This window comes from Bacteroides fragilis (assembly GCF_019583405.1).
Taxonomy (GTDB): domain Bacteria; phylum Bacteroidota; class Bacteroidia; order Bacteroidales; family Bacteroidaceae; genus Bacteroides; species Bacteroides fragilis_B.
Map to the genome: position 1 here is coordinate 223467 of NZ_SZUU01000001.1, position 15503 is coordinate 238969.

The following is a 15503-nucleotide window of genomic DNA, read 5'->3' on the forward strand; positions in this document are numbered from 1 at the left end:
GCCAGCCCCGAAAACATTGTTTTTCGGAATTTAATTTGAATCATTGACTTTTCCAGTGAAGTATTTAGTCTGTGCAAGTCTTTAGATGAAAATACGCTCGAAATGTAATGAGAGGAAGATTTTCATCTAAACCGAAGGCTCGGACTTGAACGGACTGAATACGGAACTTACCTTTGTCAATGTTTCATATTGAGTTCTGGAAAACTTACAATAAAAAAAGGATTGAGAAAATGAAATTTATTCTTCCCAATCCTTTTTCTATATTGGCTTTGGCTACTGCCTTTATTATATAGCCAATTCCGACAGACAACTATTAACTTTTTGCATATCCTTTAGAATATTCTGATCCAGTACCCGTGCATAGTGTTTTGTTACGCTTGTATCTGCGTGTCCCAACATCTTAGCTACATTCTCCATGCTCACGCCATTTGCAAGGCAAATGCTTGTGGCATAGGAATGCCGAGCTGAATGTGTGCACAGATTTTTCTGTAACCCGCATACATCGGCAATCTCTTTCAAATAACTGTTCATGCGCTGATTGCTCAATACAGGCAATAGCTTTCCGGTACATTCTGCCACATTTTTATACTTTTCAAGTATAGAAGCTGCCACAGGTAACACAGGAATGTTACACATGATTTTTGTCTTTTGGCGGTTCTTCCTTATCCAAAGTTCCCCTTTGTTGTCTTTTACCAAGTGTTCGGGTGATAAATCTTTCACATCGCTGAACGCCAAACCGGTAAAAATGCAAAAGACAAAAACGTCTCGTACCTGTTCTACTCGCTTAATGGTGAACTCTTTGGCAAGAATGATCTTAATCTCGTCCATTGTCAGAAATTCAGGATCGGTTTCTTCCAGTTTGAAACGGTAGTAAGCAAACGGATCTTTCTTTATCCAGTCGTTTTCTAAAGCAATGCGGATAATCTTCTTCAAGTTCTTTAGTCGGGTGATAGCAGAGTTCTGTGCACAACCCTTTTCAATCTTCAAAAAAGCATCGAACTTAGAAATGAAGTTGGCTTCCAAGTTGTTCAGAGCAATATCCGATAGCTGATATTCTTTCTTAATGAATTCTTCCAAATATCGGGTAGTGGTTTCATACCGTTGAACGGTCTTACTTACAAAGTCTTTGCCAATCAGCTTACGGCTTTGTTCGTTATGCTCCCTGAATACCTGCAATAGTGTTTTATTATCTTCGTCCACACCATAAAACAGTTTTCTAACAAGATCAACAGTGATAACCTTGTCGGAAGTTTCTAGTTCTCTATAAATTTGGTGTATGTGGGAACGGGTGATTTCTAAGTAGTGGTTCAGTTCCACTGACATACGGTCTTTGCCTTTTGAATTCTCTTTAGCCTGATTCCATAGGTTTACGGGACAGCTTCTTTTGATAGAAATATCTACCATACAGCCGTTTACGGTGATTCTCATGCACACGGGTGCTTCTCCGTTCTTTAATAATTTGCCTTTCTTGATGAAGAACAATACAGAAAATGATTTTCGAGCCATTTTTACATCGTTTTTAAAGTTACAAAACTATGTATTCTCTTCCAAAGTAAGTCTATGCAAAATACTATGTATCAGTGAGAAAGATGCAAATTCGTGGGACTTTTTTCGATTAAATTTTAGTCCCACGATTTATCCACCGATAATATGCTTGAAACGGCTATTTTCTGCTACCTGCTAGAAAAAAGAAATCCCCGATAATGCTTGATTATCAGGGATTTGCTTGATTTTTCTTTTGTTTTCAGTGATCCGCCTGGGGCTCGAACCCAGGACCCCAACATTAAAAGTGTTGTGCTCTACCTGCTGAGCTAGCGAATCAATCCTTTATTGCTGTTAAGCGGGTGCAAAGATAGAGCTATTTTTTATAATTGCAAATAAATTCTGAACATTTTTGTTATCTTTGTACCATAAATATCAATATACATTATTTATATATGGCTGACGATAAAAAAATAATTTTCTCGATGGTGGGAGTAAGCAAAGCTTTCCAACCTAACAAAAATGTGCTAAAAGACATTTATCTTTCTTTCTTCTATGGAGCTAAGATTGGTATTATCGGTCTCAACGGTTCGGGTAAATCTACTTTGCTGAAGATTATTGCCGGTCTGGAGAAGTCTTATCAGGGAGAGGTGGTCTTTTCTCCCGGATATTCAGTAGGCTATCTGGCACAGGAGCCTTATCTGGATAACACTAAAACAGTGAAAGAAATCGTAATGGAAGGTGTGCAACCCATTGTTGATGCACTGAACGAATACGAAGAAATTAATCAGAAGTTCGGTTTGCCTGAATATTATGAAGATCAGGACAAGATGGATCAGCTTTTTGCACGGCAAGGGGAGTTGCAGGATATTATTGATGCGACGGATGCCTGGAATCTGGATAGTAAACTGGAACGTGCAATGGATGCTCTTCGTTGCCCGCCCGAAGATCAGTCTGTGGCTAATCTTTCGGGTGGTGAACGTCGTCGTGTGGCACTTTGCCGCTTGTTATTGCAAAAACCTGATATTTTATTGCTCGACGAGCCGACCAACCATTTGGATGCTGAGTCTATCGACTGGTTGGAACAGCATTTGCAGCAATACGAAGGTACGGTAATTGCTGTGACACACGACCGTTATTTCCTTGACCATGTGGCCGGATGGATTCTTGAACTTGACCGTGGCGAAGGCATCCCTTGGAAGGGTAATTATTCCAGCTGGCTGGAGCAGAAAACCAAGCGGATGGAAATGGAAGAGAAGACTGCCAGCAAGCGTCGCAAAACTCTGGAACGTGAACTCGAATGGGTACGTATGGCACCCAAGGCACGTCAAGCTAAGGGCAAAGCTCGTTTGAACTCGTACGATAAATTGCTGAACGAAGACGTGAAAGAAAAAGAAGAGAAACTGGAAATCTTCATACCGAACGGTCCTCGTTTGGGTAATAAGGTGATCGAGGCTAAACATGTGGCTAAAGCTTACGGTGATAAACTGTTGTTTGACGATCTCAACTTTATGCTTCCTCCCAATGGTATTGTGGGAGTTATCGGACCGAATGGTGCCGGAAAAACAACTCTTTTCCGTTTGATTATGGGACTGGAAACAGTTGATAAGGGTGAATTTGAAGTAGGGGAGACCGTGAAGGTGGCTTACGTAGACCAGCAACATAAAGATATTGATCCGAATAAGAGTGTTTATCAGGTAATTTCCGGCGGAAATGATTTGATCCGCATGGGAGGGCGTGACATTAACGCACGCGCCTATCTTTCACGCTTCAACTTTTCGGGTGCTGATCAGGAAAAGCTTTGTGGAGTACTTTCCGGTGGTGAGCGTAATCGCTTGCACCTTGCCATGGCATTGAAGGAAGAAGGAAATGTATTATTGCTCGACGAGCCGACCAATGATATTGATGTCAATACTCTGCGTGCACTTGAAGAAGGTCTGGAAGATTTCGCCGGTTGTGCTGTTGTCATTTCGCATGACCGTTGGTTCCTCGATCGAATCTGTACTCATATTCTTGCTTTCGAAGGCGATTCGAACGTGTTCTACTTTGAAGGCTCTTATTCGGAGTATGAAGAGAATAAATTGAAACGACTTGGTAACGAAGAACCTAAGCGTGTGAGATATAGAAAGCTGATAGCTGACTAATACTTAACAATATGTAAGCCCCGCAATTGATTTGCGGGGCTTTTTTGTTTCATAGAGCTATAATATGTTTATCTCTCTTAAAAAATTGTAGCATCTTTGTAATGTATATATAAAGAATATTAATTACCTTTGTACTCCAAAACGTTTATTTACAATTTATTAATTAACAAGTTCTATTAACTAACAAAGAGAATTATGAGAAGACATCTAATTCATTTCCTGCTGGTTGCAGTACTGACGGTATGTTCTGCCGCTACGGCTATTGCCCAGGTAACAGTGAAAGGTCAAGTTGTGGATGCGGAAACAGGTGAGCCATTGATTGGTGCAGCCGTAATGATTGTCGGTACTACCCAAGGCAGTGTGACTAATTTGGATGGTGAGTTTACACAGAAAGCTGCCTCCGGTTCGACACTGCTCATCAAGTACCTTGGCTACAAAGACTTCAGCAAGAAGATTACTCACAAAGGTGGTACTGAAGATTTGGGCGTGATTAAAATGGCAGCTGATGCAATGGTATTGAATGACGTTATCATTACATCTTCCGTTGCTGTTTCCCGTAAAACACCGGTAGCTGTATCAACAGTTGACCCTGTCTTTATCGAAGAAAAGCTCGGAACGCAGGAGTTTCCTGAAGTTCTGAAGTCAACTCCGGGTATCTATGCAACTAAGCAAGGTGGTGGTTTTGGTGACTCCAAAGTGAACATACGTGGTTTCAAGACTGAGAACTCTGCTATGATGATTAATGGTGTTCCGATGAATGATATGGAGTGGGGTGGTATCTACTGGTCTAACTGGGCCGGTTTGAGTGATGTGACTCGTAGCATGCAGGTACAGCGTGGTTTGGGTGCGTCAAAGGTAGCAGCTCCTTCTGTGGGTGGTTCTATCAACATCGTGACAAATACAGTTGATGCCAATAAGGGCGGTTTCATATCTTACGGTATGGGTAATGACGGATTAAACAAGATCCTGTTCAAGGTATCTACCGGATTGACAAAGTCAGGTTGGGCTATGACCCTTTTGGGAGGTAAGACCTGGGCAGATGGTTATATTCAGGGAACCGACTATGAGGCTTATAACTGGTTTGTGAATATCACAAAACGTTTCAACGACAATCATCAATTGTCATTTACTGCTTTTGCTGCTCCTCAGTGGCACAATCAGCGTGGAAATAAAGACGGACTTACTATCGAGGGATGGCAAGAAGTTGCTAAAAACTATATGAATGGTGAAAAGCCTTATCGTTATAATCCTACTTACGGTTTTGGATTGAATGGACAAAGAAAATCATCTGCATATAATGTATATAATAAACCTCAGTTGTCGTTGAACCACTTATGGCAGATTAATGATAAATCAAGCTTAAGTACAGCCTTGTATGCTTCTATCGGTCGTGGATATGGTTATTCCGGTCAAGGATTGACCGGTGCTGATCGTAGCAACTGGTATGGTAGTAACAGTGGAAAGCTGAATATGACTTTCCGTAAAGCTGACGGTACATTTGCTTATGATGAAATCTATGCTTTGAACGAAGCCAGCGAGAACGGTTCGGTTATGGCTATGTCGAAGTCTAAGAACTTCCATAACTGGTATGGTCTGCTCTCTACTTATACAACCAAGATTGGTGACTATTTTGATTTTTATGGTGGTATAGACTACCGTTATTATAAAGGTACGCATACGAATGAATTGGTTGACCTCTATGGTGGTGACTTTTATGTAGATTCCAGTTCAAGAACCAATGTGCTTACTTCCAACAATGCCGCTGCTGCTGCCGGTTCGGCATTCGTAAATCAGAAGTTGAAAGTGGGTGATGTGGTTTATCGTGACTACGATGGTTATGTAATGTCTGAAGGTGTGTTTGCCCAGGGTGAATACAACAGAGATAAGCTGAGTGCTTTCATTTCCGGTTCGGTTTCTAATACCGGTTACTGGCGTTATGACCGCTTCTATTATGACAAGGCACACGCTAAATCAAAAACCACCAACTTTATCGGATGGAATGCAAAAGGAGGTTTGAATTATAACCTTACCGAAAATCATAACGTTTTTGCTAATATCGGTTATATCAGCCGTGCTCCTTTCTTCTCGGGCGGTGCTTTTCTGAATTCAACTACCAGCAATGCGACTAATCCGGATGCAGTAAACGAAAAAGTTTTCTCTTTCGAAATCGGATATGGTTACCGTTCAACGTATTTGACGGTGAATGTCAATGCTTACCACACTCGCTGGATGGATAAGACTACTACTCGTTCGCAAGATATTAATAATTACTACGAAGGTAGTCTTAGCGAGCCTTATGATGCAAGTAAGCTGGTTTCTACCAAATCTGTTATCAATATGCAAGGTGTAAACGCCTTACACCAGGGTGTTGAACTTGATTTTGTTGCAAGACCTTTCCAATGGCTGGATTTGAGCGGTATGTTCTCTATCGGTAACTGGCGCTGGGATAGCAATGCATCAGGAAGTTTCACTGTTGAAGGTCAATTTGTAAACAGTGCATCTATTAAGGGAAATGATGGTAAGGATATAACAGTTCTTGTTAATGCCGCAGCCAATGGGTTGGAACCGGGTACAATGAAACTGAACCTGAAAGATGTGAAAGTGGGAGGATCGGCACAGACTACTGCTGCTTTGGGTGCTACTTTCAAGATTGATAAGGCCATTCGTCTGGGTATCGACTGGAATTTATACGCACGTAACTATGCTGACTGGGCATTAACCTCAAACGACCTGGTGATGAACAGTGAAAAGGACTTTTCTACTCCCTGGCGTATTCCGTCAGCAAGCACATTCGACTTGAACGCAAGTTATAAATTCAATTTTGGTAAGTTGAATGCAGTGCTGTCAGGTAACGTGAACAACTTATTCGATCAGACTTATATTTCTGACGCTACAGATGGTGGCAATCACGACTGGAAGACCGCTTATAATGTGTTCTACGGATTCGGCCGCACTTATAGCTTGAGATTAAAAGTTAATTTCTAATCTAAAACAGGAAGTTTAAATTATGAATAGAAATCTATTAATGCCTGTAGCGGTATCGTTGATTCTGCTGTCCGGCTGTAAATATAACGATGACAACTTCGAAGGATTGGACGAGATGACCCAACCGACGAATTTGATGAAGATAGAATATACGCTGACTGATGCTGATTATGCGGCTATCAGTACAAATTCTGTAAATAAAGATTCTGCAGCGAATCATAAACCTGACGATTTGTCTAAGGACCTCGCGAATGTGAAGACTAACATGTATCTGACAGAGAAGATTACAGGAGCTACCTACATACCTGCTTTCTTGCTTGATAAGTATTACACCGCCGATAAGGGCTCGAGTGCAAAGATTACTTATAAGTACAAAGAAGCGATGTCTTCTTTGTTGTCTGAGTATGCTTCGGTGAAATATCTGAAACCGACGGATGCCGAATACAAGTTGGTTTATGGTGAGGATGCGTTTGCGCCTTATCTGAATGAAAAGACTGAAGGCCAAATGTATAAGATATTGAACGAGAAGTTTAAAGATGCTGAAAAAGGAACAGCTGTTTTCGTTGACTATAAGTTGGGCGAGGGACAGTTGGAGAATCCGTTGATGTGGCAGGATTTTGAAGCACTTCCTACCGGAGACTTAACTGAGCTGAAAGGCTGGTTTCTCAGTTCTGTTGGTGGAACCGAGTGGAAAGTGACTTCTTATGATGATAATCAGTATGTGCAATACTCGGCCAATAAGATGGAAGGTGAATGTATAGCTTGGATGGTTACCCCTGCTGTTTCTGTTGTTGCCGGTGATTATCTTGGTTTTGATGTAACTGTGGGTTATTACAATGCCAACTGTCTGTCAGTGCTTATCTCAGAAGATTTTGATGGTAAAGATGTTAAAGCTGCTCACTGGACTGACGTAACTTCGGATTTCAACATCCCTACCAAGCCGACAAGCGGTTACGGTACATTCGCTTCTGCCGGTAAGATGTCTTTATCAGCTTATGCGGGCAAGAAGGTTTATGTAGCCTTTAAATATGTAGGTGATGGTGCCAATAAAAAGACTACTACTTATCAGATTGATAACATCATGGTAGGTACTTCTATCCCGGCTAACAGTCTTTCTACTCCTGCTTACGCAGTGAAAGTGTACGATGGTAAGAGCTGGAAAGATAAGAGTGGTGACGTATATGTTCCGACATACGCTGATTATGGAGATATGGGGCAGAGCAAACGTTACTTTACTTCAGAAGTTCCGGCTGTTAACTATTTGCCTGCTTATTTGTCTAAGATGGTAGCATATCCTGTTGATGGCGATGCACGTGTAGTGATTTACAGATATTACAATGGTACTGCTTTGAAGATTTATAGCGATGAATACACATACTCGGCTGAAACTACAAGGTGGTCACTGAATACACGTATTGTTGATAAGACAGAGCAGTTTGTACTGTCTGACGGTAAGTGGAACTTTGACCCGAGCACTGTGGTTACTTTGAAGGCAGAAAAGGGCGATGCAGAAACTGCTGCATTCTATCAGACCATTACCGATTGGGTGATTGCCAATAAGGGACAAGAATATGCACCTATATTTAATGGTAAGAGTAATAACGAATATTATTATGGTAGCTCTGCTTATCAGAACAATTTTGATTTCCGCCCGGCGAAGTGGAGAGAACAAAATGCTGCCGCTTATGGCAACATGTCAGATGCCGATCTTACTAAGTTGATGTTCGAACGTTTGCCAGAAGCATTCCTTCCGGGATTGAAAGCAATCTATGGTAGTGCGGATGTTGTGGAAGGTGTAGATGTGTTCTATACAATTAACTTCGCCATCTACGATGGCTCTTCTACCACACAATATACCATTAAATATAAAGTGACAGGTAAAGGACAGTTTGAATATGTTGCAGACTCTTTGAAGAAAGTAGAATAAGGAAACTAATTCATTTATAATAAGAAAGGCCGCTCTGAGTAATCAGGACGGCCTTCTTTTATATTATAACGAGAGAGTTATGGGGGTGAAACGCACCACAGAGGACGCAGAGTAACATAGAGTGAGATTAATTCGTTGATTATTAATATTTTAATCTATGGTATCTGTGATAATCTGTGTGATCTGTGGTGAAAAGGCGTTTTGATACACTCCCGTTTACATCTTCACCTCCATCACTACCGGATTATGATCACTGCACAAATCGAGGTCAGGCGAATAGTAGTCTACCCCTTTAAATTCTTTGGAATGGAAAATATAGTCGATTCTCAGCAGGCGTTTAAAGTACCGGAACGTATACATGTACCCATGTCCGCAAGTCTGGAATCCGTCTTGAAGATTGTCACCTTTCACGGTACTGTATGTGTAGGACGATGGGAGAGAGTTAAAGTCACCGCAAACCAGTATAGGGTAGGGGGTGGTGCGGATTAATTGTTCCAAAGTCTTTGCCTGTGCCGCACGTTTCCTGAAGTTCTCGTTGAGTCCCTCCAACAATTGCCTGGCCACTGCTTCCTCTCTGCCTGTCAGTTCGTTTTTAGCCAGTTCCCTTTCCAGCCTGCGCTTATTTTGGCTGACCTCCGTTGTTTGCAGGTGGTTATTGAAAACACGAACCGTTTGTCCGTCTACGTCCAGGTCGCACCACATACTGCAATTCCTTGAGTCCGGATAAGTGATCAGTTTGCTGTCCTTCACCGGATATTTGCTGAATAAAGCTATCTGCAGGATGGAGATGCTGTCCGGAGCTTGCGGGATAATGACGTATTGCCAATTTGCAAATGTGTTTCGTATGCTGTCTGCGGTGAAATATCGGTTAGCGGCAAACTCTTGAAGACAGACGATGTCCACTTGATGCTCTTCCATGTATTTCGCGATTTCTTTGCACGAGTACCCCGATTGCTCGTTACCGAAACTGTCTACGTTATACGTCGCTATTTTCAAAGTTCTTCCATTTCCTTTTTCCGCCGGAAAGGGTGGTTGGAATATCCGTCCCAGATATTGCCAGTTGGCAGCTATGGCTATCAGCGGAATGACTATCCAGAACCGGCGGCGTATGCCCCAATAGATGGCCGCAGCGAGGTTGATCAGCAAGAGCCCCGACAGCAAGAGCCCGATAAAAGGTATTAAAGTCGAACTTTCCGGGGGAACATGCCCGGCAAATGCTCCGATGATGGTGACACCAGCCAAAGCAAAAGTCAGTGCGACAGAGGTATAATAAAATAATTTGGATACGGCTTTCTTTCCCATTGTTTTAAATTCTGCATTTTAGTCCACCATAAGTTCACCACAGAGGACACAGAGGACACGGAGTTTTTATTTTCCAGGTTTATAGAAAGATCTTAAATTCTTCCTCTGTGAACTCCGTGTCCTCTGTGGTGAACTTGTGGTGAGGTTCTTTATCTCAACCATTTCTTTATCATCTCCTTCAGCTTTTCCTGAGCAATCGGTTTCGAGATGAAATCGTTGCATCCTGCCTCTTCGGCAGCTTTCCGGTCATATTCATAAGCATAAGCACTCTGTGCGATGATAGGTACATCTGCGGACAATTGCCGGATGATCCTGGTAGCCTCCAGCCCATCCAGATTGGGCATTTTTATATCCATTAATATCAGGTCCGGTTCCGCTTCATCGTACATGGTTACAGCTTCCATGCCATCTCTGGCACGTACCAGGTGGTATTTCCTGCCCAGAATCGCATTTAGCAAGTCATAATTGCTGTCGGTATCTTCTGCTATCAGGATGGTAGCCTTATCGGTTTCCGCCTCCGTTACTTCCATGGATTTACGTTCCTCCTTGCTTCCCGCCGGCTCTTTTGTCCGGTCGTCGGCTTCCGGATATTGCCGGTTGTCGGTTTCTCCGTCCCGATGTTCTTCCTTATCGGCCTTCACATCTTGCATTGCGCTTTCCAGAGGTAGCCAGAAGGTAAATGTAGTACCTGTCCCCACTTCCGAAGAAACGGATATTTCTCCTCCCAGACGTTCGATGATAGTCTTGCATATCGACAGTCCCAACCCCGTGCCCTGAGCGAAGTTATTGAGCTTGGCAAAGCGCTGAAACACCCGTCCCAACTTCTCCGGTTCGATGCCCAGTCCGGTGTCTTTTACGTAAAATACCACTTTTTCGGCTTCTTGCCTGTAGCCGTAGCTCACGCTGCCTTGTGTCGTGAACTTAAATGCATTTCCTATCAGGTTAGAGAATACCTGGAAAATCCGGTTCTTGTCCGAGTGAATGCTCAAAGCTTCGTCCGGCGAGTCGAATTTCAGTTCCACTCCTTGCGGGCAGCGGAACACATGTGCATCATGAATCTCTTTGCAAAGCGTGTGCAGCTTTACCGGTCCGTAAGTGAACTCCACGATGCCCGATTCTATTTTCGACAGATCCAGTATTTCATTGATCAGTTGCAGCAACCGTTCGTTGTTGGCATCCACTATTTCATAATATTCTTTTCGCTCTTCCGGGTTTTCGCTCTCCGAGATGATGCGTGAGAATCCTACGATGGCGTTGAGCGGTGTCCGTATTTCGTGGCTCATATTGGCAAGAAAGGCCGACTTCAGTTTATCCGACGTCTCTGCTTTCTCTTTCGATTCCATCAGTTCGCGACGCATCAGTTCCAGCTGAGTAATGTCCCACTCGATGCTGACAATGATGGGCGAGAAGTCTTCACTTTCTACTATGATTTTTTGTTTGTCCAGAATCAGCAGATTGCCATTTTTGTCTTTACCTTCCATGATCCAGTGCATCCCTTTTCCGGTATTGGCAATTTCCATGTCCTCTTTCCGTTTCTGCTGTGCCATTTCCAGCGGATAATAATCGAAATCGTTCATACCGATGGCGTTTTCCGCGCTGATATCCCGGTTATACGATTCCCGGTTTCGGTAGATATACCGGAAATCATTCTCTATATCCTTCACAACGATCCCCGCCGGGAGGTTTTCCATCGTGGTATCCATGATGCGGTTGAGCCGTTTTATCTGCGATTCGTACCGTATACGTTCCGATATGTCGTGTGTAAACGACCAAAAGGTTTCCTCTCCGTCATCCGTTGTCACGCTGTACATCGTACCCTCAAACGCCAATGTGCTTTTATCATGCTTCAGCGGGTGGTAGGCCAGGAAGTTGAAATTCTGTCCTTCCCGTATGCTGTGGTAACGTTCTTCCCAATCCTTCGGACCGTCCATGTCGCCTACAATGTCGAAAATCCGTATTTGCGATAGGTCCGCCTGTTCCGCGATCCGGTGGTTGAGCCTGAACTGTCTGTTGGCAAATATCAGCGTGCCGTCTTTCCGTGCCGCATAAATACTTTCTTTGGCATTGTTGATGGCATGCGTCAGCGTGTTGATGTCATTCCTCTTCCGCTGGATGTCCGTAATGTTCTGTATATATCCTTCCAGAATGATGTTACCGTCTTCTTCTTCACCCCTCAGGTAGCATTGCTGGCGCATATAGTATACCTGTCCTTCCAGCAGAATGCGGTATTCGATGTACTCCTTTACCAGTTTACGGCGGTTTGCCTCCATCCATGTGTTCACGGCAGGCAGATCTTCGCTCAGAATGGTCTCGTAATAATCCTGAAAGTTGATGCTCCGCTCTTCTTCCGTACATACTATTCCGTTGTATCCCCGATAATAGAATGTCTTTTCGCGCGATGAATATTTCCATTGCCCTATCTGTGCCGCTTTTTGTATCTCTTTCAGTTCGTAATTCGTACGTTCCAGTTGCAGCTTTACGTTGCTCCGTGCCGTGATGTCTCGATATTGGCACAACACCTTGTCGCCGTCATACGGCTGCATGATGCATTTGAAGTAGTACGTTTCGCCTCCTTCCAGCGGCAGCCTGTAGTTGCGGTCCACCGTTATCCCCTGTTGGGTCACCCGGCGGAAGTCCGGCAGCAGTTTCTGGAAGGTATGGTCGGGAAGCAGATTGAACAGATTTTTTCCCAAGAGCCTGTCTTCTTGCAGAAACCACAAATCGCTGTGCGGGTCGATGTCCAGACACGTGCCGTTTTTGTCCACCAAGATCAGTGTGTCAGCTGTCAGTTGCAATATCTTATGGGCATTGTTTACGTCATGCAGTATTCTATCCATGCTTCGTTCGGTTTATTGGTTTAAGGATTCTGTTTTCGTTCTTTGGGCTTTTTCCCATGCTCCTGTTCCTTTCATTTTACGAAGGTAGTTAACACCTTTCATCACGTTAATGTTCATAAACAGGAAATAATATGGGATGAATAACAGCTTGTTTTTTATTTGCCGGGCAGACAGGTAATAGCCTCCCATCGCTAAGATGTAGAACAATACCTGAAGTGCCAGAATGGTGCCGTACCAGATAGGAGAGCCCCCCATCAGCAGTATGGCAACGTTGAGCGGGAGCAAGGCGAACAGCAGCACCGGGGCCACCGACCACCGCAGCACCCTGTGTGATATATACTGGAAACTCAGCACTCCGTAACGGAAGGGATTGAGCAGTTCCCTCAGCCGCCAGATAGATTGCAGTCCGCCGGCGGCAATGCGCACCTTTCTTTTCTGCTCTTCGCCCATGTCTGCCGATCCGCTTTCGATGGCATATGCCCGGGTGCAATAGGCTATCTTGTATCCCTGCATGGCGATGCGCAGCGACAGGATGAAGTCATCCAGCAGTGTGTCCGGTTCCATCACTGTGAACAGCTCCCGGCGTATGGCAAACAGCTCGCCTGCGGCTCCTACAGCCGAATAGAGACGTGCGTCCAGTGCTTTCAGTGTCGATTCATATTTCCAGTATATGCCCTCACCACCGGCTGCGGCTCCATCCTTTTCTTGCACGGCAATGCGTTTTTCTCCGGCCACGCATCCCACCCCCGGGTCCTCAAAAGCCAACACGATTTCGCGTATCGCTTCCCGGTTCAGCATTGTGTTGGCATCGGTGAATACCACAAGTGGCGTGTCCACCAATGTCATCCCCCGTGTCATGGCAGCGGTTTTTCCTTGCCGCAGGGGTTGGAAGTGGACGGTGGCTTGCGGCCATGCCTTCAGTCGTTCGTTGGTAGAGTCGTTGCTTCCGTCGGTGGTCCACACAATGTGCAATTTGTCCTCGGGATAGTCCAGTTTCAGGCAGTTGCGCATTTTTTCGTCCACAACGTCTTCTTCGTTAAAGGCAGTGATAAAGAGTGTCACGTCCGGCAGCAGCTTGTCGGGCGGGAGTTGCCGCTTGACGGGTTTCACAGTGAGTTCTTTGAGCTTGACCAGTGTGTAAAGCAGTATTCCGTATCCCAAGTGGGTATAGAATACGAGGAGGAGGGCAAGCCAGAAAAGGATTTGTACGGTGATCATAGTATTTTTTATTTAATCCGGTTCAGTAATTCTGTTTTTTTGCTCGATTCTTTTAGCATATTCACAAAGTAGAGTGCGTCCGCTTTGTTCGATTGGTTTGTTTTGTCTTTTTCATATTGCTCTACAAAGTGCGTGGCATGTTCCACCAAAAATTTTCGGCAGTCGATATTTACCATAACCCCGTCATGATAGTTTCCGTAAGACAGTCCGGTGACGACACTATTACTTCCTATCGACTGGATGTCTTCTTTCTTCAGTCCTTTCAGGTTGACGGTGACCGAAGGGTAATAAAAATATTCCTGACCCGGCAGGCTAACGGTCAATTTAAGTGTTTGCCCGTCTACGCTCTTTCCAATTTTTCCGTGTGTGCGGTAATAATTGTATTCGTAATACTCTTCCTGACTGGGCATCCATACACAATCTTCGCCATCTTTGCCATAAGTGTCGTTCAGCCAAAGGAGGAAGTTGGTCCATCCGTTGTCTGTGTTGTGTACACCTATATGGACTGCTTCTCTCATTTCCACTGGTACTTTCATCTGGGTTTCTATCGCATTTTTCACTTCGGCGGGTGAATTATAAAATACTCTGTGCAGCACTTTTTTCGATAGGTCCCCGTTCACGCTGAAGGGGTTGAGCCTGATTGTTCCGGTCTGTGCGGTAAGGGTTCGAATAGGTTCGTAGGCTTGTGCGGCTTCCAGATATGTTTTATTTCCATTGGGTTCTGCAAGCATCTTGCACCCTCTTCCTGCTAAATGTTTCAATATGCTGTCTTGAGCTATGATGAAATGTTCCCGGATGTTTTCTGCTGCATTTACATCGGCAGCTTTTACATCATGAAAAGCGATGCCTGTTCCATAGTTTAACATATCAATGATGTCATACCAAGAAAGTTCGGATTTCATATAAAAACGCGAATAATTGCCATTTGGTGTAAACATAATTCGTGATTGTACGTTCATGGATTCCTCTTCAGGCCAGAGTGTTGAAGTGATGGCAAATCTGATTTCATTTCCACTCCCATCTGTACTACCTAATGTCTTTAAGGGGGTAATCGTATTAGGTGGTAGATCTCCATTTAGTAATTGTAAAGCATCATAAAATAACTGATGAGTATCTGATGAAGAAGTCTTAAATGGAGTAGAGTTTGATATTGGTTTTCCATTAATTGCAGCCCAAGTTCGACAATATGTTGAGTGTTTACAATCATCTTGTGTCAACATGAATAAAAGTGTCTTATTGTATTTAAGAGCTGGAATTTCAATATCTTGTTTGAGAGTATTATTAAGTAGAGTGCTGTTTGCCAGTTCTATTGATATTTCTGCCGAATAATTATCTTTTTCATTTTGGAATGGATATACATATGATACCTTTGATGGGGTGATATAAAGATCCTTGTCATGAATACATGATATAGATATGAATGTACTCAGAAGCATGAGGCTTATTGATGTAGGCTTTTTCATATTATGTCTATTTTAGTGGTTTGATTTGGAAAAAAAGTTACTATCTAATATAATGTTTGATATTTGTTGCTCTTTCTCTTTTCTGTCAATTCTCATTTGGCTGTTTATAACAGAGTCCGGAGTAAGTAGGCTGGTTCCTATGCCT

8 protein-coding genes and 1 tRNA gene are annotated in these 15503 nt (G+C 43.5%); 3 read left to right on the top strand and 6 right to left on the bottom strand.

What is annotated here, in order from left to right:
* Nucleotides 1-285: 285 nt before the first annotated feature.
* Both FDF36_RS00935 and FDF36_RS00940 read right to left on the bottom strand, forming a co-directional pair.
* The gene (locus FDF36_RS00935) at nt 286-1506 is read right to left on the bottom strand and encodes a site-specific integrase (RefSeq protein ID WP_220389978.1); all 1221 of its coding nucleotides are present in this window, start codon (nt 1504-1506) and stop codon (nt 286-288) included.
* A gap of 242 nt (nt 1507-1748) precedes the next feature.
* Nucleotides 1749-1821 (bottom strand) — tRNA-Lys (locus FDF36_RS00940).
* A gap of 116 nt (nt 1822-1937) precedes the next feature.
* Here FDF36_RS00940 and ettA point away from each other — a divergent pair.
* The 3 genes from ettA to FDF36_RS00955 all read left to right on the top strand — a co-directional run bounded on the left by ettA (nt 1938) and on the right by FDF36_RS00955 (nt 8538).
* A complete protein-coding gene (gene ettA, locus FDF36_RS00945) occupies nt 1938-3626 on the top strand; it encodes an energy-dependent translational throttle protein EttA (RefSeq protein ID WP_005776885.1) in 1689 nt (562 codons plus the stop codon).
* Nucleotides 3627-3821: 195 nt separating this feature from the next.
* The gene (locus FDF36_RS00950) at nt 3822-6611 is read left to right on the top strand and encodes a TonB-dependent receptor (RefSeq protein WP_220389979.1); all 2790 of its coding nucleotides are present in this window, start codon (nt 3822-3824) and stop codon (nt 6609-6611) included.
* Between the two features lie 22 nt (nt 6612-6633).
* The gene (locus FDF36_RS00955) at nt 6634-8538 is read left to right on the top strand and encodes a choice-of-anchor J domain-containing protein (protein ID WP_220389980.1); all 1905 of its coding nucleotides are present in this window, start codon (nt 6634-6636) and stop codon (nt 8536-8538) included.
* A gap of 216 nt (nt 8539-8754) precedes the next feature.
* Here the strand turns inward: FDF36_RS00955 and FDF36_RS00960 are convergent, their stop codons facing one another.
* From FDF36_RS00960 to FDF36_RS00975, 4 genes are all read right to left on the bottom strand, one after another.
* Complete coding sequence (locus FDF36_RS00960) at nt 8755-9840, bottom strand: endonuclease/exonuclease/phosphatase family protein (RefSeq protein ID WP_220389981.1); 1086 nt, start codon at nt 9838-9840, stop codon at nt 8755-8757.
* Nucleotides 9841-9989: 149 nt separating this feature from the next.
* Nucleotides 9990-12677, bottom strand: coding sequence for a hybrid sensor histidine kinase/response regulator (locus tag FDF36_RS00965; protein WP_220389982.1), 2688 nt, complete (start codon nt 12675-12677; stop codon nt 9990-9992).
* A 12-nt stretch (nt 12678-12689) separates the two neighbouring features.
* Nucleotides 12690-13895 (bottom strand): glycosyltransferase family 2 protein, encoded by a 1206-nt coding sequence (locus tag FDF36_RS00970; RefSeq protein WP_220389983.1) that lies wholly within the window; start codon nt 13893-13895, stop codon nt 12690-12692.
* 8 nt (nt 13896-13903) lie between these two features.
* The gene (locus tag FDF36_RS00975) at nt 13904-15358 is read right to left on the bottom strand and encodes a polysaccharide deacetylase family protein (protein WP_220389984.1); all 1455 of its coding nucleotides are present in this window, start codon (nt 15356-15358) and stop codon (nt 13904-13906) included.
* Between the last annotated feature and the right edge of the window lie 145 nt (nt 15359-15503).